Annotated in this window: 17 protein-coding genes and 1 pseudogene; 8 read left to right on the forward strand and 10 right to left on the reverse strand. The window is 41.2% G+C overall.

The features are described 5' to 3' along the window. Window positions 1–302 precede the first annotated feature (302 nt). A complete protein-coding gene (locus JF50_RS17795) occupies window positions 303–779 on the reverse strand; it encodes a GNAT family N-acetyltransferase (protein WP_235423466.1) in 477 nt (158 codons plus the stop codon). Between the two features lie 192 nt (window positions 780–971). Here JF50_RS17795 and JF50_RS17800 point away from each other — a divergent pair, with 192 nt between their 5' ends. Then, window positions 972–1,811: an SPFH domain-containing protein gene (locus JF50_RS17800; protein WP_039610715.1), complete on the forward strand. Its 840-nt coding sequence runs from the start codon at window positions 972–974 to the stop codon at window positions 1,809–1,811. A gap of 68 nt (window positions 1,812–1,879) precedes the next feature. Here JF50_RS17800 and JF50_RS17805 read toward each other — a convergent pair whose 3' ends face one another. Both JF50_RS17805 and JF50_RS27855 read right to left on the reverse strand, forming a co-directional pair. After that, complete coding sequence (locus JF50_RS17805; RefSeq protein ID WP_039610716.1) at window positions 1,880–3,613, reverse strand: hypothetical protein; 1,734 nt, start codon at window positions 3,611–3,613, stop codon at window positions 1,880–1,882. Window positions 3,614–4,216: 603 nt separating this feature from the next. Then, entirely contained in the window at window positions 4,217–4,840 is a 624-nt protein-coding gene (locus tag JF50_RS27855; RefSeq protein WP_052262413.1) for a calcium-binding protein, read from the reverse strand. Window positions 4,841–5,061: 221 nt separating this feature from the next. On the opposite strand from JF50_RS27855, the gene JF50_RS17815 reads away from it, so the two are divergent. From JF50_RS17815 to JF50_RS17830, 4 genes are all read left to right on the forward strand, one after another. Next, the gene (locus JF50_RS17815) at window positions 5,062–6,741 is read left to right on the forward strand and encodes a type I secretion system permease/ATPase (RefSeq protein ID WP_052262416.1); all 1,680 of its coding nucleotides are present in this window, start codon (window positions 5,062–5,064) and stop codon (window positions 6,739–6,741) included. Continuing rightward, window positions 6,741–8,066, forward strand: a complete 1,326-nt coding sequence (locus JF50_RS17820; RefSeq protein WP_039610718.1) for an HlyD family type I secretion periplasmic adaptor subunit — start codon at window positions 6,741–6,743, stop codon at window positions 8,064–8,066. Before JF50_RS17815 ends, JF50_RS17820 begins: the two co-directional genes overlap by 1 nt. 261 nt (window positions 8,067–8,327) lie before the next feature. Further along, window positions 8,328–9,221, forward strand: coding sequence for a hypothetical protein (locus tag JF50_RS17825; RefSeq protein WP_039610719.1), 894 nt, complete (start codon window positions 8,328–8,330; stop codon window positions 9,219–9,221). 382 nt (window positions 9,222–9,603) lie between these two features. After that, window positions 9,604–13,173 carry an amino acid adenylation domain-containing protein gene (locus JF50_RS17830; protein WP_080760277.1) on the forward strand — a complete coding sequence of 1,190 codons (3,570 nt, stop codon included), beginning with the start codon at window positions 9,604–9,606 and terminating at the stop codon, window positions 13,171–13,173. Window positions 13,174–13,226: 53 nt separating this feature from the next. Here the strand turns inward: JF50_RS17830 and JF50_RS17835 are convergent, their stop codons facing one another. From JF50_RS17835 to JF50_RS17865, 7 genes and pseudogenes are all read right to left on the reverse strand, one after another. Beyond that, window positions 13,227–15,125 carry a BNR-4 repeat-containing protein gene (locus JF50_RS17835; RefSeq protein ID WP_039610720.1) on the reverse strand — a complete coding sequence of 633 codons (1,899 nt, stop codon included), beginning with the start codon at window positions 15,123–15,125 and terminating at the stop codon, window positions 13,227–13,229. 576 nt (window positions 15,126–15,701) lie between these two features. Further along, the gene (locus JF50_RS17840) at window positions 15,702–16,175 is read right to left on the reverse strand and encodes a GNAT family N-acetyltransferase (protein ID WP_039610721.1); all 474 of its coding nucleotides are present in this window, start codon (window positions 16,173–16,175) and stop codon (window positions 15,702–15,704) included. A 168-nt stretch (window positions 16,176–16,343) separates the two neighbouring features. Further along, window positions 16,344–16,784, reverse strand: a complete 441-nt coding sequence (locus tag JF50_RS17845; protein WP_039610722.1) for a nuclear transport factor 2 family protein — start codon at window positions 16,782–16,784, stop codon at window positions 16,344–16,346. Between the two features lie 313 nt (window positions 16,785–17,097). Beyond that, complete coding sequence (locus JF50_RS17850) at window positions 17,098–17,418, reverse strand: hypothetical protein (RefSeq protein WP_039610723.1); 321 nt, start codon at window positions 17,416–17,418, stop codon at window positions 17,098–17,100. Between the two features lie 304 nt (window positions 17,419–17,722). Next, window positions 17,723–18,751 carry a radical SAM/SPASM domain-containing protein gene (locus JF50_RS17855; RefSeq protein ID WP_039610724.1) on the reverse strand — a complete coding sequence of 343 codons (1,029 nt, stop codon included), beginning with the start codon at window positions 18,749–18,751 and terminating at the stop codon, window positions 17,723–17,725. Window positions 18,752–19,549: 798 nt separating this feature from the next. Next, window positions 19,550–20,032 (reverse strand): annotated as a pseudogene (locus tag JF50_RS17860) (acyl-CoA thioester hydrolase/BAAT C-terminal domain-containing protein); the annotation flags it as partial. Window positions 20,033–20,348: 316 nt separating this feature from the next. Continuing rightward, on the reverse strand, window positions 20,349–21,110 hold the full coding sequence (locus JF50_RS17865; RefSeq protein WP_039610725.1) for a hypothetical protein: 762 nt from the start codon (window positions 21,108–21,110) through the stop codon (window positions 20,349–20,351). A 394-nt stretch (window positions 21,111–21,504) separates the two neighbouring features. Here JF50_RS17865 and JF50_RS17870 point away from each other — a divergent pair, with 394 nt between their 5' ends. The 3 genes from JF50_RS17870 to JF50_RS17880 are packed head-to-tail and all read left to right on the forward strand — an operon-like array spanning window position 21,505 to window position 23,289. Beyond that, a complete protein-coding gene (locus tag JF50_RS17870) occupies window positions 21,505–22,305 on the forward strand; it encodes an AraC family transcriptional regulator (protein ID WP_039610726.1) in 801 nt (266 codons plus the stop codon). Between the two features lie 4 nt (window positions 22,306–22,309). Beyond that, window positions 22,310–22,993, forward strand: a complete 684-nt coding sequence (locus JF50_RS17875) for an AzlC family ABC transporter permease (protein ID WP_039610727.1) — start codon at window positions 22,310–22,312, stop codon at window positions 22,991–22,993. Next, window positions 22,990–23,289 (forward strand): AzlD domain-containing protein, encoded by a 300-nt coding sequence (locus tag JF50_RS17880; RefSeq protein ID WP_039610728.1) that lies wholly within the window; start codon window positions 22,990–22,992, stop codon window positions 23,287–23,289. Before JF50_RS17875 ends, JF50_RS17880 begins: the two co-directional genes overlap by 4 nt. Window positions 23,290–23,569: the final 280 nt, after the last annotated feature.

The following is a 23,569-nucleotide window of genomic DNA, read 5'->3' on the forward strand; positions in this document are numbered from 1 at the left end:
GTTTTGGTTTTGCCAAAATGTAGAGCTAACCAGAGTGGGCTGTATTTTATTTAGGAAAAGCACCACCCCAGCGCTCGATTTATTGACTTTTTTTGCAAATTCGCGCGATACAAAAAAAGCAAACTTATTGCGCTCCGGACGACTTGCTACAAAAGACCTTATGAGCTGCAGATTAATTTCAGTGTAGACGAAAAAATTATTTTGAGGGTAGGCATGGAATGAGAATTACTCGGTACATAGGGGGTTAAATGTACACTTTGGTTGGTACTCCAAAATCGAATAGGAGTACCCCTAATATCAGTTTAATTTTGAGTATTCACTTTCATTTCTAACAGTGACGGTTTAAACCCAAGCTTTTGGTAGGCATTAATAGCAGCTTGATTGTCGTTGTACACATCTAAATAAAAGTCATAAATCCCTTTAGACTCTGCCCAATCGATCAATAATTGCATAATATCTTTGTTTATACCTTGCCCTCGAAACTCTGGGTTGACGAACATAAACCCTAAATACCCATGGTGCGTATGTTCTAGAGATTGTTTAGAGGGACGAATTTGTACATAACCTGTGGCGATGATGTCACCATTACACTCAGCGACTTGTACACAGGCTTGCTCACTTTGAAGCAGGTTATCTAAATCATAGTAATGTGCATCGGTCTTAATTTGGCTGTTATATGGTCGCTCTGCATTGACAACAGCTTGTTCTAAAGATAACAAAGCGGCTTTATCGCTCAGTGTGGCTTTTCTAAATTGAATTGATTTTGACTCTAAGGTCATAGTGGGATCCTAGTTTAAAATATAGGCTTTTATTTCATGTTTAACACGAGATATTAATGTATTAATATATTTAATATTTTTTGCTTATTTTATATCAAAGTGTCTTTATTAATATCACAGCATGGTTTACTTGAATTGTATTTATTAGCGTAACACGTAAAATAGATGCTTTGAGTTCAACAAAAGTTCATTATGTTTGCAAAAAAATCTGCACCAATTGGTACTATTTTTAGTATTGTTGCCGTTATTGTATTTTTCCTTTTTGGATTAGGCTCGTGTAGCAACCCAAGTACGCCAGCTGGCCATGAAGGGTACGTTTACGAAAAACCAAGAATGTTTGGATCTGGCGGTTATCAAGGTTCACTTCAGGGGCCGAGTAACTATGGTATGTCTGTCTTACGCAATGAAGTGATCAATATAGACATGCGCCCGAATACCTATACTGAAAAATTTAGAATTTTGGCCAATGATGATTTAAATATCGTTTTTGACTTTCATGCCGTCGTTTCAATTAGAGCGGGCACCGTTAAAGCCGTGGTAGAAAACTACGGTGGAGAACATTGGTATGAGCGCTTTGTTAGAGAAACATTCAGAACATATGTGCGTAATGCGGTGCAAAAGTTTGACAGTGGAGAGTTAAAGGCTCGTCGAGATGATATTGCAAAGGAAGTCACCATTAAATTACAAACGTATTTAAATGCCACTCCTTTTGAAGTTAAAAACATTGTCGTGGGTAACATTAATTACCCTGATATTGTTGCGAAAGCAGTTGAGAAAAAGCTTGCAGCCCAGCAACTACTCTCTGAAAAAGAAACGCAAAAGCAAATAGCTAAAAAGGATGCTGAAATACGTATTGAGGAAGCCAAAGGTATTGCTCAAGCACAAAAAATTATCAATTCAACGTTGACCGAAAATTACTTACAGCATGAGGCAATTAATGCCCAGCTTAAAATGGCTGAATCACCAAACCATACAACGGTTTATATACCCGTTGGTACTAACGGTATGCCGCTTGTTAAAGGTCTAAAGTGATCATAAACCAAATTTCATAAGGCTATGATTTAGAGGCTAAGGTGACAGTACCTTAGCCTCTTTTGTTACTACTGTCCCACTTTAAGCGCGAAATCAAAAATGATGCCTTTGTCATTAATATCGTAGTGCATGTGCATTTTGCCATCTTGATCAAACATATTTTTAAGGTCATCAGGAATAGGTTCACCGGTCTGCTCAGCAGCTTTAAGTATCATTGGTAGTATTTTACCGCTATCGATACCAAAATTGGCTATACCATTGGCGATAACAGCTTGATTACTTAAACTATCTGCAGCTTGTTTTGCCATATCGCCTGTGTATAGAGCCAAGTGTTGCCCTTTTAGCGCTAAGTAGACAGGTTTTGATATGGTGACCCCAGGTGGAAGATAATCATTCATTTCGATAGCAGTGCCATCACTGGGTAAAGTCAATGAGGCAAATTCAGGTGTAAAACTTTTTGCCATATTAAACAACGCCAGTGCGTCGTCTGCGGATACGGTTATTAAAGTATCAAAAGAGGTCGCATCAATGGAGTGTGTTTGATTGAACACCGCTGCGTCCATATCGAATATAGTGGCACTCACACCTTTAAATGAGCCCAGCATGCCAGTCACCATAGCTAGCGGCGCAGGGTTAGCATCTTTTGTTTTCCCTTGTAGTGACGAAAGTTGTTCACATTTAAATTCGGCACCGCTAAATGCCGCCCATAACGTATTAACGGAAGGGGAAAGTTGGCTGGCATTAAGGCCAAAACCGGCGGTCATGACTGCATTGTTATCACTTTGCGTATGTTGAGGCAAAAATCCACGCATGTTTTGTAGTGCAGTCAGTATTTTGGTATCGGTAGATGCAATCACTGTCGAAACGTGAATATCAGCAAACTGATTGGTGATTTCAAGCTTTTGTGTTCCAGAAATAATGGCAGGCCATTTTTGCGTGATGTCAGAGAAGTCTTGTTGGCACTCAGGCGTTCTGATGCTGTCAAAAATACCTTCCGCTTCTGCCAAACTAGTCAGTTTATCCAGCATTTGTGTGGCTTGATTGTCTGGGTTTTTGGCTGTCAGCATGTCGACAATAAGCTGAGTATCAAGATAAGCGAGGCTATGTCCATCTAGTTGATGATCTTGTATATAACCTTCGACTTTTCCACTATTGCTGAGCGGGTGTAATGGTTGAATTAACCCTAATGCTATTTTTACATCGTTTGGTTGGTTAAACGGTGTATCTATTGTTAATGTTACCCAATTCCCACTGCTTGTTACCAGCAAGTCAAATACCCGCTCACTTTCGGTTTCAATTACATATTTGGTAACTGGGTGGTTGTCTATCTGTGTCTCTTCGTATCTCAGGCCTGCATTATCAGCGGCTTGTTTTATGGTGGCTTTGAACACCTCAGGATCACCAAGTTCTGCACGCAATACGGGTAGTAAGCCTACAGTGTATGCTAATGCCTTGAAATCATTGTTGACACCCCATGTATCTTTAAAGCTTTCAGAGGATACCATGCTGTTGGAGTATTGCTTGAGTACGTTGAGTAGAAAGCGCCCATTTGCGTCTACTTCTTCGCTTTCCATTGATGCAATAATTTCCTCAAACTGATGCGTATTTTTATAGCTGCTGGGCAGTACGTCTAAATACTGCAGGTAGGGAAGACCTTTCAGTTGAGACCAAAGAAACAAGGAATCAGCAGGTATATAGTCCAATTGCGCTAATTGCTCGGGATTATTGTCTTGTTGCGCAATAAAGTAGCCGCCTGACGCAATGGCAGTACCGGTAACAAGTGCGAGAAGAGATTTTTTCATTATAGCTCCATTTTTTAGGGGGTCTTCCAATTCAAGGTAATGATATCAAGCTATACAACTCGAACAAATAGGATTTTTGTCACTTATTCACTTGATGATCTCATGGCGGGCATATCGGATTGACTAAACTATACAAAGTAGTAGGCCAATCATCCTTAGTTATCTTCATCAGATTTGAAGGTGCTCGTCTTTGAACGCAAAAATTCAGGTGTTATTTTATGAGTTATAAATGTTTTTAAAGGCACTGGAAAAGTGATGTAGGTGGTTTGATTTTAAAATAATTATGTACTTTATAGTTAAATAATTCAGTAATCGTGCGCTAAGCACAGTGTTAATTATGAAATCATACTTAAGTTGATTTTATTTTTTCTTAAAAATATTTTTCTATTTTTTAGGGGGAGTTTATTTATAAATGATGGTTTGTTGGTGTGGGTTATTATTTTATTTGTGATTTAAATTTATTAAGGTACATTTCTCGTAAAATTTTTGTTCGGATTTTTACAACTTAACATCTAAAATAGTTGTGTTTTTTAAACGAGTTTTGAGGTCAAGTTTTAATTAAAACCTTGGAAAGGGTACATGTGAAGTACCCTTAAGTAACTATTATAGCCACACAGTCGTGTCTATTTCATAGCCATCAGATGTTAAGATCTTCTCGACGACATTGTTACCACCTAAGAAGAAGTCTTCAATAATAACGCCTGTATTTTGTTGACCATCTTCCGCATCTGCTTTGGTAGTCACCATCAGGTTATTGCCGTTACGTGTGACAAATAAATCAGCCAAAGCAACGTCTTTCATAAATAATAGGTCGTTGCCTCCACCAAAACCAGTTTGGCCTGTTGGTGACTTATCATCATTAATCATATCAACACCGCCAGAAAAGTGTGTTTTGACAATGTAGCTATCGTCACCTGTGCCGCCCCAAAGGCGGTCACTGCCTGTGTCACCGTATAGTATATCGTTGCCTTCACCACCGAGTAGTAAATCGTTACCACTGCCGCCATTAAGACTGTCGTTGCCTGCTTCGCCTAACAGAACATCGTCACCGCCCATACCCCACAGTTGGTCGTTGCCGTTACCACCGTGAATATAGTCAACATATTGATTACCTTGAACTTGGTCGTCACCACCTAGTGCCATAATTGAGTTGGCAGTTTCACCACCAGTTGGAACTAGGTTAGAAATATAAATATCATTACCTTGTGTCAAAGTTTCACCGGCCATAATTAACTCCTTTAAGTATAATTTAATAGTTGTTTTAAAAAACGCAATTAAAATATTTTTATTTCCTTGCGTTTTTTGATTTTTATATAATAAATTTGCTTGGTCAAGTGTAATTGTAATATAAATAGTGCTTATGTTTTGATTTTGAAATCTAAGAGAATAAAGATTATCTAAGTGGGGAAGTTTTGCGGTCTTCTGAATTAAAAAATGAAATAGTAGGTATGGGTAGGAGCTTTTTGGCCGTTGCGGTATTCAGTGGTTTTCTGAATCTATTAATGCTCGTGCCTGCATTTTATATGCTCCAAGTATACGATCGAGTTGTAATGAGTCATAGCATCTCGACTTTGATTGCCTTGTCTGCAATAGCCGCAATTTTATTTGTATTTATGGGTGGGTTTGATTGGATCAGAAATACGCTGTTATTACGTGCGAGTCATCGAATATCTCAGCGTTTGGGCAGTCGAGTATTTGCAATTACATTTAGAAAGTACCTTTCAAGTAATTCAGTTGCAGAGGCTGGGCAACCGTTACAGGATCTCAGTGGACTGCGTCAGTTTTTGGCGAACCCCGCTGTTGGTGCACTTTTTGATGCTCCTTGGGTGCCATTATATCTTTTGGTGATGTTTCTAATGCATCCCGCATTAGGGTGGTTTGCACTGTGTGCATTGATATTGTTAGTCATACTCTCAATGCTTAATGAATGGAGTAGTCGTCGGGTTCAAAAAGAGGCGAATGTGAATGGCATGCGGGCAGCAGGTTATAATCAAGCATGTCTGAGAAATGCAGAAGCAATCGTTGCAATGGGCATGACAGATACCATTACCAGTCGATGGCAAGCCCATGTGGATCGTGCTGCATATAGCCAGTATGTGAGCGGCCGTCGTGGTAATGTTTTTGCTGCACTAACCAAGTCTCTTAGGTTTGCGTTGCAATCGGGTATCTTGGGGCTAGGCGCTTATTTGGTGATCCAGCAAGATTTAACACCAGCGTTAATGATTGGAGGATCTTTGTTATTGGGTCGCGCTTTGGCTCCCGTAGATCAACTTATTGGTGCGTGGCGCTTGTTCTTTAATGCGAGAGAGCAGTTTACAAGGCTGTCAAATGCTTTGCATGATTTTCCAATCGACGATAAGAGAATGACACTACCCACACTGGCAGGCGCAGTAGAGGCGCAGCGTGTGATCGTGCATGCACACAGCAGTGGTAATCCAATTATTAAGGCGGTCAGTTTTACGCTTAAACCAGGTGAGTCCGCTGCATTGATAGGGCCCAGTGGAGCTGGTAAATCTACTTTAGTTAAAGCGATGTTAGGCTTGATCCCTTTGAGCAGCGGTGAAGTGAGGTTAGATGGGGCATCTATTTCTCAGTTACATGAACATGATAGGCAGTATTTGGGGTACTTACCACAAGACGTTGAGTTGTTTGATGGGACGGTCGCACAAAATATTTCTCGCTTTCAAGATGTAAATGAAGAGTCTATCTATCGGGCGGCTCAACTTGTGGGTTTACATCGATTTATATTGAACTTACCTGATGGCTATAACACGCAAATAGGCCATGGTGGATGCATGTTATCCGGTGGTCAGAGGCAATTGATTGGGTTGGCAAGAGCGGTATTTGGAGAACCCAAGTTTATCGTGCTTGATGAACCTGATGCTAGCTTAGATGACAGTGGTGAAAAAACGCTTATTGGCGCTTTGCAAAAACTCAAAGACGCGTCTGTCACTGTGTTGATTATTTCACATAAAAATTTGATTTTAAAAGCCGTTGACTCTGTATTGGTGATGAATTCAGGTGCAATTACTTTAGGGGGACCAAGAGATCAAGTTTTGGCTCGATTAAATGGGACTAGAAATAGCTCGGCGACACCGCCAAAAGCAGTTAGTCCGCAGGAAGCGTAATGGAGCAAACAAATATGCATAAAAGTACGCCTGTGACGCAAAGTAATTATTGTGATAAATCACTTCGAAGGTTTGGGTATACATTAGCGATGGCCATGTTACTCACCTTTGGGGGATGGGCTGGGTTCGCGCCATTAAACAGTGCCGTTGTGGCACCCGCGACGGTTACCGTCGAAGGCTTCAGGAAGAAAGTTCAGCACCTAGAAGGAGGAATAGTGAGTGAGATACATGCTAAAGAGGGTCAGTTTGTAGCTCAGAATCAATTGCTTTTGACTCTAGACAAAACACAGCTAGAAGCGCAGATACAAATATTAGACACTGAAATCTTATCTGCGATGGCGTTACAAAGTCGATTAGTGGCTGAGCGAAATAATGACAGTGAGCCTGATTTCTCAAAGCTCAATGCTAATGGGTCTGTTGGCACAGAGATCTATGCTAGTCAATTGGCTGTGTTTCATGCCTCTCGAGACTCCCGTTTGGGAGAGCAACAGATATTACAGAACAAGATTGAACAATTGCAGGCGTCAAAGCTAGGCCTGAAAGCCTTAATCACGAGTAAACAAGCGAGAATACAGTCTTATCAACTTGAGCTTGAGGATTTCGGCAAGCTGGCGGATAGAGGGTACAGCAGTAAACAACAAGTGAGGCATATTGAAAGGCTCAAAGCTGAGATTGAAGGAGAAGTCGCGGAGCATCGTTCTCAAATTGCCAGTTTGGAAATCCAAAGTGGTGAGACAGAACTACAAATATTGCAGTTGTCTAGGCAGTTTTTACTCGATACTACCTCGCAGTTAGATGAAGTGCAGAGTCTTATTTTGGATAAGACAGAGCGCAGAAAAGCGCTTTTAGAAAAGTTGACTCGAAGTGATATTGTTGCCCCTGTGGCTGGAAGGGTATTGGGTACATCTGTACATACAATCGGCGGTGTGATCATGCCAGCAGAGACGATCCTGGAGCTCGTGCCAGAAGAAGATGCGTTGATTGTCGATGCGAGGGTATCGCCTGCAGAAGTCAGCCGTTTGACCCCAGGGCAACATGTTGATCTGAGGTTTAGTACCTTAAAGCAGGCAAAAACGATGGTTTTATATGGGGAGGTTTTGAGCGTGTCCGCAGATAAATTAACAGACCAGCAGCAGGACTATCCTTATTACCTTGCTCGAATATCTGTGCTACCAAGTAGTCAGGAGCGTTTATTAAATGCAGGCGTTTCGCTATTACCTGGGATGCCTGCGGAAGTCCACATTAAAACTGGTGAACAGACGTTAATGGCTTACATGATGCAACCGGTACGAGATATGTTTGCTCGTTCTTTAACAGAGCAATAATTGTTGATGTGTTAATTGGTCGCGGCAATACAATGAGCACGCTGCGGCCGGACTGGCAAAAGTTTGCCTATTACCTAAAGTGTTTATGCACGGTGTTCCCCCTCAAGTCTGAACTTATTGCACAACTTTGCCGTTGGGGCGATAAGGCACGGATGGTCCAGAATTTGCTTATATTATTCTGTACGTTTTATCTGCTTTTAGTTGAGAGGAGCAACTACGCAGCCAAGACACTCTAGACAGAATCTCAAAAGGAGCTGAATTATGCAAATTTCCCATTATCTAGGTGCGGGAGAGTCCTATTACAATCGCACTCAGTCTGTAAAACACGACCAACCAGTCAAAGAGTCGAGTACGTCATCACGCGAGGCGCCTTTTTCTACTCGCCTTGAGGGCAAAACCAATTTGACTTACCAAATCTCGCCGGCAAATGTCAAAGTAGCCGATCAAGATCAGTTGGCCATTCTTAATCAAGACATGCGTCCGTTGTCGTACAGGCAAGCAGACTTGGCTGACTATTATAAACAAAATGGTGAACAGCAAGATGTTGTTGGTATGATCAAGGTTGATGGTCAAGTCATGGCCTATTTACGTGGAGATGGGTCTTACGCTGGTCGAAGTGGGGTACAGGATTTGTTCCGTCAGGCTGGCGGTGATGTGGAGAAGTTGAAGTCGTTAGTTGAGCAGCATTACCCAGGGAGTGGTGAAGTCGAATTTTTTGAACAAGGTGAAGGACCAACAAATGCTGAGGTCTTTGAAATGTTTAATGGCAGCTCTTACCAAGCTTACTCCCAAGAGCAAATCGCTATTCAAAAAGAAACTGAGTTCAATGAGATGTTGGCGCAAGATCAAGCATATCGAAGAAAGCTGATGTTCGATCAGACGCCTCAAACAGCAGTATTTCGTGTAGGTGGTCAAGTGGTTGGCAGTATGGACGATCAGGGGTTTGCTGATGTAGGTCAAGCTTTGACTACCATGGCTGATCAGCGTGGTGTTGATCGAGAACAACTTAAATCTCTGTTTACATTGGACTTTGATAGGTCTCCAGAGGACTTTAAAGCGATGCTCAATGATGTGTTTGGTGATGATGTACAACTGGAAACCTTTAGTTCACAGCAAGCGCCAAGCCGTGCTGAAATCCGCAGCATGAGTGCATAAATATCATTGAACGTGTTGTCAGGTGTATCAAATAAAGACACCGCTACCCGTTAAAACCAGCGTGGCTCCAGTAGGTACACCGCCTCAATAGTTAATCTGTTTAAATCATATGAAAAGCCAGCTTTGTCTGGCTTTTTATTTTTCTAACGGTACACAGATAAAGCGTCAGTTGAGCTGGTGCTGCTTTTTTCCAAGTTACCTACACTGCCAGTCTAGATTGACCATACCACTATAACTTTTGGGCGTAAAAACAGCCATTTGCTTATGTCTTCTTATTCTAAACCCCAATTCATATGTGCGTAATTGACATAGCACTCTGATACCTTTTATACCGTGTATAAGAATAATTAATCCCACAAAAAAACAATAGAAGGAAACGAAAATGCATAAGGCAAAAAATAATTCGGTGAGTGATGTTGCTCACTTTGAGCATAAGACAGTCTATGAACTGATAAATTGGCAATCACAACAGACGCCTGAACGCACGGCAATAATAGATGGGACAGAGGAGATCAGCTATGAAAAGATGATGCTTGCAGCTTGGGCAATTGCGGTTGAAATTGACGCTCAAAATATCCCAAGAGGCTCGTTGATAGCGGTGTGTATGGCAAGAAAGTGGCAATTGATCGCTGCGATGATTGGCATACATAAGGCGGGTTGTGCGTATATTCCGCTTGATCCGAACTACCCAAGCAGCCGTGTGGAATACATGCTCTCTCATTCTAGGGCTCAGGCTGCGATTGTCGATAGTGTTGATACTGCTGCGTTGTGTGCAAAAGTCAAAACGCATATTTGTTTAGATACGCTCGATTTATCCCAACAGTGTATTGAACCAAAAACAGATATAAACAGCGAAGATTTGGCTTATGTGATTTATACCTCTGGTTCGACGGGCAAGCCAAAAGGCGTTGCCGTTGAGCATCACAGCTTAATCGCGATGAGTAAAGCGCTTAGTTGTGTATTTGGTCCAACTGAGCTTCAAGGTGTGCTCGCGGCTGCGTCAGTCTGTTTTGATACGTCAGTGATGGAAACGTTGGGCACATTATCATTGGGTGGGACCGTTTTATTGGCTGAAAATGCGCTTGAGTTGACGACCTTACCATATGCAAATCGGGTCAAAGCTTGTGTAATGGTGCCCTCATCAATGCAGGCCATACTCAATTCAGGATCCTTGCCTGAGAATATCGAATGTATTGTTTTTGGAGGTGAAGCGCTCAAGCTATCATTAGTAAATAAAGTACATGCACTTATTCCCAGGCCTCGTGTGATTAATGCTTATGGTCCGACAGAAGATACTGTTTTTTCTACACTTAAATTTATCGATGTGGGTGAGCAAACCATCACTATCGGAAAGCCTGTAGAAAACTCAGCAGCCTATATCCTCGATGAAACTCTCAATCCTGTGAGTGAGGGCATGGCAGGAGAGCTTTGTCTGAGTGGAGATAAGTTAGCCCGAGGCTATTTAAATGATATTCAGCAGACGCTAGAACGGTTTGTTGAAATTAATGTGGATCACCAAGCACTCAAACAAAGGGTATATAGAACGGGCGATTTGTGCCGATGGACCGACGACGGGGAAATAGAGTTTTTAGGGAGAATAGATCAACAGGTAAAGATACGAGGATTTAGAATTGAACTGGGTGAGATTGAGTCAACCTTAGAATCGTTACCGTTTATAAATGCAGCGGCGGTAAGTGCACTAGAGACTGATACAGGGCAAAAGCTACTTGTTGCGTACATTGTAGAACAGCCTGAAGCGCCAGATCATGAGGCGTTAAAGTCACAGCTACAAGCGCGGTTACCAAAATACATGGTACCGCATTTGTTTATGTCTTTAGACTGCTTACCACTTTTACCAAATGATAAGCTAGATCGCGGCAATCTACCTAGCTTGGCGCAAGTCAGGGCTGCAAATCTAACCCAACCTTTGGCTAAGAATGAGCCTGTTGTATCAGGTCAAAGTGCAGATATGATCGCGCGTATTCAACAGGTGGTCGCGACGCTTTTAGGTATTAAAGATGGCATGCTTGTCGAGCATGATGCAAGCTTTGAAAGCCTTGGCGTAGACTCGTTGAATTTGATTGAACTTACCAACAGGTTAAATAAGATATTTGACACATCTTTAACGCCAGCGATGATTTTAACGTTTCCAACAATCACGATGCTCGCTGGCCATTTATTGGCTGAACAAGCCAGCTCTCCCAAAGAAAAAATGCCACATACCAGTGAGACTTTGAGTCAGTTTCAAACGTTATTGCAGTCTAGTCATCCAACGTTTGGCTGTGCAAGCGTACAAGCTTGGAGCATAGACGACAAAAGCCTATTGGTCGAGGCAATCTTGAGCATGGTGAATCGTTTAGGGATAAATCCATACGGAAAAATTTTGCGCACGGGCAGTGCGTCAAAAGGCCTAATTGGAGACAGTTATAACGATGAGCAACGAACATCAATCATTTGGTCTACGAATTTGTACTTTGGACTTAACCGTGACCCTCAGGTTATTAAGCAAGCGACTGATGCACTGCGCAATTACGGTACTGGTATGGGGATTTCTGCTGCAGCCACTGGCATGACGGATCAACATGTTGAATTTGAGAAAGCGTTTGCAAAGCTGGTTGGCAAAGACAGTGCGTGTCTATTTCCTACCGGATATACGGCAAACCTTGGCGCCATATCTGGCATTCTGAGTGCAAATGACATCGTGGTTATTGATCAACTTTGTCATGCCTCAATCGTTGATGGTGCAAGACTCAGTGGCGCCACAATCCGCACCTTTAAACACAATGATAAAGATGATTTAGCCAATGTGTTATCGCAAGAGCAATCGGCATATCGCACAACATTAGTGGTATTAGAAAGTGTTTATAGTATGGGCGAGGGCACTGCGCCAGTTGCAGATATCGTGAAAACCGCGAAGCAATATGATGCTTTAGTATTGGTAGATGAAGCACATTCTTTTGGGTTTTATGGTGAGAAAGGCGCGGGGGTGTGTGCAGAACAAGGTGTGAGCGACCAAGTTGATTTTATTATGACGACTTTAAGTAAAGCGATGGGGAGCATTGGTGGGGTGATCGCTGCCAGTGAAAAGCACGTCAATTTACTTAAATCAGCATCGAGAGCTTATATTTTCCAAGCTTCGATTAGTCCTGCTGATATCGCTGCGGCACTGACGTCTTTACGCATTTTACAAAATGATGATTCAATGCGGGCCCAGCTTTGGGATAGAACGCGTTATATGCGCCAAAAACTATTGCAAGCAGGCTTTGATTTAGGGACTGGTGACGGGCCGATAATAACGCCGCATTTTGGAGACAAAGACAAGTTATATGCGATTGTCCGGAGCTTGTATCAACGTGGAGTGCAAACTTTAGCTGTGACTTACCCGATTGTTGAAAAGGGGCGTGGACGGTTACGTTTTATTTGCTCAGCATCTCATACCTATGAAGACATTGATTATACGGTGAATGCGCTCATCGAATCTGAAAGGGAAGTGAATACTTGCTTTGATAAAGCTACTCAACAAGCCTTGAGTGATCAGTATGCTAAATCAGAAACCGAATTGCTCAGTCTAAAAAATTGGCGAGAAGAGTTTGTCCGTTACCTTAATGGAAATTTGCCAAGTGAAGAAAAGCCACAGCCTGATCTTACGATATCTGTTTTCCTTAATTCAGCCAATGCCCCAGTAACTTTGGCAGTTAAAATTGGTCGAGCATATAGTGTGTGTGATGAGGTGAGCCGCTTAGCGGGTTGTGAGTTGCATATGGCAAGTAGTGAAGCGTTAAGCGCTTTATTATCTGGCAATGTCCAGGCCTTGCTCGAAAATATCTGCCATGCAGGTTGCTTGTTAAAAGGACAAACTGAGGTGTTTGTGTGGTTTGTTGCAAGGTTGATTGAGCGCAGTGTGAGTCGGGTGCATAAAAACGATCTAGAAGATGCGCTTGTAGATATGTAAGCAAATTAGGCCACTTGTAGGGTTTTATCATGTAAGTGGCCTAATTTAATATTTTATTTCAGTGTTTTACAGCTCGTGTATCGGGTTAAATTTGTCATGTTGTTACTGTCGACAGATGTGATATTAAGCGGTAATGCTGATGTCACTGTTTTATTCCTGTTTACTAATACCAATGGGTTGTGGTCGGAATATTGATATGGATTACCACCCGCTGCAATTGCGACGAACTTAGAATAAGTAGACGCATTATGAATTGAACGAATATAGTTAAATTCACATAACTCATCAAAATACGTGTCTGGACTATCTACTCGAGGGTGCATTAGTTTCTCGGTCAGTCTGCTTGCATGTCCCTCACCCTGATATACATCACTGCCTTTTGTCGCCATCACAGCGATGGCACCACCAGCGAGTGCATTGTTATAACTGGTATTTAAATTTTTTAAATCGCCATGCACTGTATGATCAGGGGTTTGTGGGAAGTATACATCGTAAGCGCTTTTATTTGGATCTGATAGCACCAGGGTGCCAGATGAATAGCTGTGGTCAACATCGTTACTGATTTTTTCCTGAGACCAGTTATAGCCATCATAGAAGGACTTTGCCAAATAATGATGGGCTGTTAAGCTTGCATCAATACTGGTGTCATTATGCGTCACTCCGACATATAAAATCATAGGTTTTTTGTGTGCACCACTGCCAGTAAAATTAATGTCCTTCATAAATATTTTGCGAGTGACAGGCTCTCCTTCACGAAAATACTTTCTCGCGACAATTTGCTCATAGCCTGCTTCTGATTGAATTGGAAACTGAATATTTTGATTTTTCGCGTTTTGCCAGCTCAATCCACCATCCGATGAATGCATGTAATATAAGTTTGTTCTATCGTCGATACTCCCGCCATGTACATCTTCATTGAGATATATATTGAAGGCCAAGACAATATCATTACCTTTCGCATTACCCACAACATAGTTACCTCTGTAATTGGCTAAGACTTTAACGTTTTTCATTTGTATTGGGTTTGTGCCGTTGGGGTGTAGCTCTGCCGTGATGAGTGCATTTCTCGCTTTTCCATTGCAAGGATCCGTTTTATACGTTCGGTTTTTGCAATGCATGGTGTAAATCACTCTAAAATATCCATCCGGTACCCAAAATAGTTTGGGGTAGGTAATGCCTCTGTAGAGCGGTTTACTGCTATTGTTTTTAAAGGGGTCCGTTTGGCTGTAGTCAAAAGTCGCGGGGGAGACATCGACAAAGTCGTCGATATTGTTCGGGTATTTACTTCTAAAAATAAATGAGCCGGAATTTGCAGCTGATCCTGCAATTAAAATATAGATATAGCCCTGTGCATCGACGTTTAGTACGGCATTTTGATGCGGGTCATCCTTGTACAGCATATGGACGAGCGTCGGCTTGGTGACTTTATTACTGGCTGGATCTACTTTAGAAACATATATGCCTAACGCATTCGTTTTACCATCTGAGCGTTTAAAAGAAGATATGCTTCTGCCTCCGCCACTTGTTGAGCCGTATTTACCCAGCCCTTCCACCACCACAGGGCCTGAGTGGACAAAGTAAACATTATTGTTGTGTTCGACGGCTGTTGGATAGTGTTTCGCTGTGTAAGTCCCTAAGTTACCTGAATATTTACTTACGGTTTCGTTTGTACCATTTTGGTCAATATCTATTTCTACATCGGCCCAAGATAGCCTAAAACTAAAGCCATTGAATCCATCTCTTTTAGAAAACTGTGTAACGGAATAAGCATTACTGCCGCAAGATGAGTCGTCCCACTGCGTTAGGCACTCGCCTGTTGGTGACTTTAAATATGAATACACATTAAAGCTATCTTTCCATGGTGAGTGTGTGATTTCACTTTGTACATCAGCATAGCTCATTGAGCTAAATAAAAGTGCTGCTAGGGATCCCTTTAAAACTGCTTTTAACATTTAATTCTCCTTAATTTCCTTATGTTGTATTGAAGGTGGTAAAAGCGATTGGGAATAAAACTACCCGAGATTGGCAGTTAATTAAAGTGTCAAAAATAACAGGTTAAATAGTGAGCGGTAGTGTCATTGAGACAACGACATCAGCTAAATGTCAAATGGGCAGAATTGAGTTTTTTGTTGAAAGTAACTCATTTTAGATAGTGAAAAAACAGTGAAAATGAATCTGAAAGCTTGGTCTGATAAGGCGTGTGGTCGTCATCTTTAATATCAACTTGGGTCGTCATGTGATTAAGACACTGTGTTCAATAAGGTGCATCCCCTTTATTGTGGTGTTATTGCCCTGTTTTTGGCAGAGCCTTGTATTTTATAAGCAGAGAGCTTATTCGAGAATGACACCACCTAAGCAAAGTATTTTATGCTTTTTAGCTGTGATATTCATCGAACGACTAACACTCGGGGGTCTAAATTCGTACTTAGTTATATTTACCTACCTCATATTTATGGTTAGCTTATTTCTCTAGCCTGCGCTGAAATGAAGCTGGGTCAGTGTATTTCAACTTGCAAGGGGGCTCAGCACTAACTCAAAGTTTGCCGCATCTTTCGTCCTCCCACGGGGGTCAACCCATTACGCTGATAAAAGCTCAAAGTGCGTTCGAACTCAGGGAGAGGCGGTGTACAGAGTTCAAGGCATGCCCAATCACGTTTGCGACCAAAGTCTTTGACTTGCTCTATTAATAAGGCACCTACCTGCTGCGATCTGAGCTCATCCGATACGTAAAACTCTTGAATAACGCCTATTTTTCCTCCCGCATATAACGCATAAGTTTCTGTCATGGTGGCGACGGCAACAGGCTGGTGGTTGAACGTGCCGATGATCGCTAAGTAATGCCCACCTTCGAGTAAATCTCGACAACGCTCACTGGTACTTTTCACATCAATATTAAAATGCTTGGCGTTGGTTTTATGACAAATCTCAGTGGTGAGTTGTACAACCATTTCAGCAATGATTGTGCAGTCTTGGGCTGTGGCAACTTTAAAGTGTATATTCATCGTTCACCTTTACTTTAGTTACAGGGTAAGGAAGTGAGTGGGTATGTTAAATCCAGCGTTTTAAAACATCACTCACAGTAGTGGTTCTAAAGTAAGTGATGCTTGATTTAAGCTCTGCAATGAAACCCGTTAAGCGCATGCCTGCTGAGCGCACAGTACACATACGTGTTATTTGTCTTGTGCTCTTGGCACATATTGCGCAACTTTACTGGTGACTTGCCATTTTTTGCCGTCGAACACCAAGTTTAGATAGTCTACATAGCCATGCTGCTTATGTTCGCCCCACGTAAACTCGACAGTCGCGTTAGCCACATTTTTGGTTTTTAGGAGTTTGGTTATTTCAACGTTGACATGCCACTTATTACCAGTATCAATTAGTTTAATAAATTGGTTGCGATTAAAACTATTGAAGTTGTCGCGCTGGTCAAAAAATTGAATGGTTGCAGATTCTTGAAAGGCCATTTCAACATTTTTACCGATACCTTGTGTAACACCCGTAATATAGGAGTTTATGGCTTCTTGTGGTGTGGCAAAATCTTGGGCATGTGCCTTGAACGCAGCGCAAATCAAGATGAGTGAGCTGGTTGCGTATAGTGATGCGATATTCATGGTCATTCCTTTTTGTTTTTATTTTAGCCTTTTGTGATATTACCGTCTGGTTGGCGGTTCAACAAGTAGACTTCAATCTTAAGTAGCTATGAGAAAGGTATGATTTAGTTTGCTTTTTGATATAAATAGCGAATATTTTTTTTGGAAAATTAAGCATGATGAACAAAGGCTTTAGGCAATTGGATATGCGAGTGGCTCATAGTTGACTTACCCCCTTTGCCATGAGGATAAGCCAATATGTAGACCTTTTTAAATTTGCACCATTTAAAGGGGTTGGTATACAAAGCGACTTAACAGGTCTGAATAAGGGTAATTAATCTATGCTCAGTGCTTCAAAACGACTCTGCGTACCAGCGTTGCACTTTACGTCATTTGCATAAATGGTGACTTGCTTTTGGTGGTTGTATGCAGATAAAGCTAAATCTTGAAGTGTCTTCCAAGTGTGCGGATCTGTATCACCAATGTAGCTATAAAAATACCCTGAGCCACATGGTGAGTTGGCAGTGCCTTGAAGATAAATGTGGAAGTTATTTTTACCAGCTCCTATTTTTGTGATCTGTCCAGTTGCAACATTTGCAGACATTGCTGAGGTTGATATGACACACCCTGCGAGTATTAACAGTAATCTTTTCATTGAAAAAGCTCCTTTTATCATTGTTAAGACACCCAAATATAGACTTTTGGACGTGTTTTTGCGAGTGCATCAAGTGACGATGTTTTAGACTTGGGCATGGTTGATATGACAGGTGGTCTAGTATGTGGCTCAGGATAGGCGGACTCTGATTTTGTCCCAGTAAATTTGAAATTCAGTCATTTTGGTTTCAAAATTGCTGTCTGCAACAGTGTTGTTAATTGACTGGCTATTAATCGGTTCTTCAATAAGTTGGGCACATCTTTTGGCCAGAGTGCGCCCGTATATCATGTCGTAAAGCTGCCTATCAATAACTCACATGACAGTCTATTTGCTTTTGTTTTGCTTCATTTATCACTGTCTTTACTAAGGCTTTTCTCATTGGGTCATCTTCTATACTGCTAAAATCAGCAACCGTACATGAGGCACAAATGCCTTGTTTGGGGCTAAAGTCGTATAAGGAGCGGCGCATCAAATTCAGCTTTTTTGACGTGTATAAGTCAAATATGGAGGCTGTTGCCACATTGCCTACTTGCTCTAGATTGGTGTCGCTGTCATGAAAAGACTCACAGCAAGGTTGTACATTGCCATCATAGAATATGGTGAACTCTCTAAACGGCCTTGCACAAGGCATGATGCGTTTATAGCTTGACGAACTATGATCTTCTAACGTCCCACCTCGGTTTGTACCGTGCTTACGCCAATCTGGCCATTGAATAATTACTCGGACGCCAAGCTGTCTGAAATCAATGAGCTCATGGTTTTCAATATAGGATAGTGACATTTTGTCATCAAAGGCGGTGTACTCTAACTTATTGAGTAATTTGGTGACACGACGCAAAATGGTGGCTGGACTTTGCTCAACATTAGGTAATGGATGCAAAGTAACGCATATCTGATCGAGCCCACTGGCACTGAGCGTGATCAATCTACTGAGTTTTAAATAATCACCGTTTGAATTAAAGCCAATGTGGCTTGCAGGTAAATGTTGCCTAACGGTATGTATTTTGGATTCTAATGAAGGATCCATAAGTGGTTCATTATACAAGTTTAGAGATATTTTATTGTCGTATCGAATTTGCGCTAATTCTTTACAGGTTTTCTCTAGTACTGAGGTGTCTAAATATGTTTGCGCGTCATGCCGATCTGAAAAGCTAACGGGGCAATAATCGCACTTTCTATTACATTGATAAGAAAGTTCAAGGTTAATAATCTCGACATGCTTTTTAAACAGTATTTTTTTTTCAGTATAAGATAGGCGTTCACTTCCTGCGCCGCCCATCAATAACTTTAAATTTTCATTTCCATTAAAGCCAATTAGCTCAAAGTAATTCATATATAACCTGTCCATTTACAGCTAGTCAGGAGGTCAAAGAGATCTTTAAAATCGCTTTGTTATTCTTGTCTTTATCGTATCTATTAAATTTCTTTTCTACAGTCATTGGACATGTTGACTTTTTGGCTGTAGATACATTGAATTGTATTTTATGCACTATTCATGCCTAAAGTACAATTATTTCAATAGGTTTGTTGTGTTTTATGAAGTAATTTGTACATATCATACGCAGTGTATCATTCGTCATGCTTTTTTTTGAGCGATTATATGGTCTTATTTAATTGGAAAGAATTAAAAATACGATGAAGATAAATTTGCTTACTTAATGAACTGTTCATGTATTTTAATATGCTAGCTCATATTTTATAAAGTAAAGCGTTACTGCTTAAAAAAAGTGCTTTTTGAGGATGAAATTTTTACTCATATGAAGCTAAAATTAAATCCTTTTTTAAAAACTTATATTGCATTTATTTAAATTTGAAATATATTTTTTACAAGTTGCTCGGTTTTTATGTTTTTGTGATTGGTAGTAATCATAATTTATGAATATATTCACTGGTGCCAACGTTTTTGAGATAAAGAGCCGTATGATTTTTCTATTAAGTCATTTTATGATTTTTTTATGTATCTGTTCGGGTAATGTGCTATTAACTTAGGTTATTTTTAACTTATTTTGCTACGTCTTTATGTTGTTATTCATGTTAGAAGCCTAAACTTTGTCACCAAAGGGCATGTCAGGTAGAGAGTCTGTGCCGTAGTCGACATCGCAAGGCTTATGAGCCTTGCTGGTAATGCGTATTACTGACAAGTTGAAACCAGTGTGTCTTTTAAAAACTTTCCGACTTGGTTTTGTGTATCTAGACTAAAGCTGTAGTGTCCACCTTTAAGCGCAATATGCTTATAAGAGTGAGGGGAGTTAACTTTGTTTAACTGCGCCATGATGTCATTAGACATGCTATATGATGGCCAGATTTCATCTTCTTTAGCCGAAACGAGTAAAATAGGGCCATTGTTTTTTTCTATGGGAATGCGTGCAGCGCTAATAATATCTTTGTGCGTGTTGGCGAGAGCTTGGTTGAAAGCTGGTGTAAATTTACCTGTAAAATTACCTTTTTGCATCTGCCAAGTTAGTAGGGGGGCATCAACATAATTAAGCGGCTTTTCGCGTAATTTCCAACCTGAGCGCGAAGAAGTGGTTTTCACCGCGTTCCAACTGACATGTGTAGGCATTACAGCAACAATGTGATTGATATTGTCAAAGTAGCTCTCCAGTAGCAGGTCTAGTTCGGCTGTTTTTTAAAAACCATATACGGTGATGCCGCTTTTTGTTTTTTGGTTCCTGAACCAATGTATTGATACGCTTGGCTATCACATTTAGGGGTAACTCCATCGGTTGTGCTGGCGTTGTTTACGCAAAAGGTTAGTACTGATAAGTGCCGAAAATGCAGTAAAAATAAATCGTAATCGTCATTTTTTGGTGGTGACAGGTTAGTGGTGGGGCTTTTTGCCCTGTGCCACACTGGCAAATGGGTAAGAGTGGCAAGTTGTTGCCACTCTATTTGGCAGCATTGCGAGTACAGCGCTTTAAAAGACCAGGCTAGTTTTGATTATCGTAGGCTTGCCATGCCAGTAATACGATAATTGTATGGGCGCCAATGCTACCTGCTTCTGAAAGGTCATCATGAAGTGCCATTGCCGCATCTTGATACATCACTGAGGCATCAATGAGTTTTTGCTTGTGTTCGTCTTTACATTCAAGGGCTAAATTATCGTCTGGTAAATTATCGCAATCACGATAGGTTGCATCCAATGTATCAACGATATGTAACTTGAAGTGGTCCGAGAGATCGCCAACATAGTGTCTGACCAGAGGCTCAGAAATAAATTCAATCGCTTTTAAAGATGACGGTAGGCTCCAGCAACGTTGCCATATTGCAGGATAGGATAGCTCCTTATTTTCTAAAAAGCTGATATGCGTTGTTGCATTGGGGCTGTGCTGGCTATAACTGAGCGCGATATCAAAAGCAGCACAGTTTTGTGGTGCAATACTTAGTGCTCTATACGCATTGTTATAAACACTGATGTACGACTTCCAAGCTGGCGCATAGTTGCTTGCAAAACTGATCCACAGCTCTTGAACTGTACTCACTAAAGTGTCATGAAAACTTGGGTCGTAGGAAACCCCGTGTCTGGTGAGCCAATTTAGATTATCTAGAGCAGCTCTGTTTTCGTTGTTTTGAATAAGTTCAACTGTTTGGGTAAGCACTTGGTCTACATCGATTGGATCTGCAGTAGCTTGACTTGCAGTACTGGAAAGTGCAGCGAGTAAAAGACAGGATGATGAGATGAATTTTTTCATATTTCTTTTTTCCTTAAAGAATCATTTTGTCATTTTTAAATTGTGCCATTGATGACATGTTTACTAACCCTCTAGTATTTAGGTACTAATAGGTTGGTTATCTATAATAAGCAAGTCGTATACCAATTAACAAAGTCTGCAAGTATTTGGCTGTTTAAAAATACCCTACTCTCGAACAGTTTGAATCATGTACTTTCTGACTTTATAGGTGGCTTGTTATCCAAAGGGTTAAGTCTGACTTTATGAGCTATTTCAGATGGGTGAAATGAGGTATGACGGGTTATTAATGAATATCGCGTGTATTTCAATGCGCTTTAGAGAGTAAGCTGCGCAATTTTGTACAAGCACTTTTGAACTACTTACGTTAAGCTGAATTTTAGTAAGGGAGAAGTCTATGCAGCAATCAAAATTTAGTATCCATCACGACTTAGGTGGTTTGGAAGTTCTTCATAATATTGATAAAAAATTTGATTTTGGTCGACATAATCACAGTGGCTACACCGTGGCACTAGTCGATTGTGGTGCACAGCGCTTTTTTCGCTCAGGTGGGCAGCACTTAGCAGGAAAAAGCAGCTTAATATTGATCAATGCCGAACAAGTCCATGATTGTCGAAAAGCATGTGAGGGGATCTCCTCCTACCGTTCTTTATACCCAACGCCTGAGTTATTTAATAGTTTGATGGATAACTCAAAACGTCGTGCGCCTTATTTTGATGAAGCGGTATTGCACGATGCTGCTTTAGCCTCGCAGCTCAATGGATTATTTAGCGTTTTAGACTCCCCAACGAGTCAGTTAGAAAAGCAAACGCAGTTGGTGGGCTTTTTAAGTAACTTGTGTGCTTCGACCGGTAGACTGGTGCTTTCTGAAGATAAACAGTCGCTTAAGTGTCGTATTGCAAAGGCTGCATCTTATCTATTAGATAATCTGTTCAGTGACATCGCGCTCACTGAATTGGCTTCATTGGTACATATGAGCCCATTTCATTTTGTGCGTTCTTTCAAGGCACAAACAGGACTGACACCGCACGCGTTTCAAATCCAGCATCGGTTAAATCATGCGAAGTGCCTGATACGTAATGGTAAGAACATTACCGAGGTGGCAAGTCATGTTGGGTTTTATGATCACAGTCACTTTAGTCGTCATTTTAAGAAAAACATGGGGATCACCCCAAACCAGTATAAGCAGGCGTGTTAGTACAATGAAAGTTGCAATAAAAAAAGGGTTGTTAGATATGCTGCCGCTCAACCTTGCGGTACTGCCATGGGGGTTATTATGTGGCTCGTTAGCGATTCAAAATGGGTTTACTGCATTGGAAGCACAGTTGATGTCGATACTGGTTTTTGCAGGTTCTGCGCAATTGGTCGCCGTGGAGCTGATGGCCAAAGAGGCCTCCTTGCTAACGCTGATTGTGACGACGTTTATCATCAGCGCACGTCACTTGCTTTATGGTTTGGCCATACGTAATAAAATGATTGATAAGCCCCTTAAGTGGCGTGGCCCAATCGCATTTTTTTTAACAGATGAGTTATTTGCTTTTTCCCATCATCATCGTGCATATCAAGGAAGGTTGCGTCTTGTGTATGCATTGGTGGCAGGCGGCAGCTTTTACCTTGCGTGGAATGTATGGACTTTCTTTGGCATCGTAGCGGGGCAGTTTTTACCAGATCTGACAAATTTAGGCTTGGATTTTGCCATAGCAGCTATATTCATAGCGCTGGTAGTGCCGGGCGTGTCAAACCTTCCAGTTTTGTGTGCTTGTTTGGTTTCAGGGCTGAGCATGTTGTACTTCAAAACTGTACAGTTTGAATTTGGCTTAGTCGCTGCCGCTTTGCTTGGTATGAGTACAGGGTATGTTTTACAGGCAAAAGAGGATAAATCATGATAACCACCATTGTTGTACTTGCATGCGTCACTTTTGCCACTCGGTATTTGTTTTTAGCAAAAAACTTGCCTTTTACCATTGGTCCTAAATTTCAACAGCTGCTGAGTTTTAGTGCGCCTTGTGTTCTCACGGCCATATGGGTACCGATTGTTTTTATGCCAAATGGTGAGTTTATCTCTCAGTTGAATAACCCCTATTTATTAGGTGCTGCAGCGGCGGTTTTTTTAGCGTTTAAGTTTAAAAATCTTTACCTCACCACCTTCGGCAGTTTGATTGTATTTTATTTGTTTTTTTGAGTCACTTTAGCTTCTTTAACTATCAGCATTGGAGATTGAGTGCAGGGTGAGGAAGTTTATTTTGTTCAGGGTGGTTTAGTGTTGTTGGTTTAAACACGTTGCACTTTCTTACCCTCGTCGTTGCGGGCTTGTTCCGCAATCCATGTTTGAGAGTGGTATGGGCCCTGAAACGAGTTCAGGGTGACGGAATTTGGTTTGTTCAGGGCGACGGAGCTTATTTTGTTCAGGGTGGTTTAGTGTTGTTGGTTTAAACACGTTGCACTTTCTTACCCTCGTCGTT

The organism is Pseudoalteromonas luteoviolacea, assembly GCF_000814765.1.
Classification (GTDB): Bacteria; Pseudomonadota; Gammaproteobacteria; order Enterobacterales; family Alteromonadaceae; genus Pseudoalteromonas; species Pseudoalteromonas luteoviolacea_H.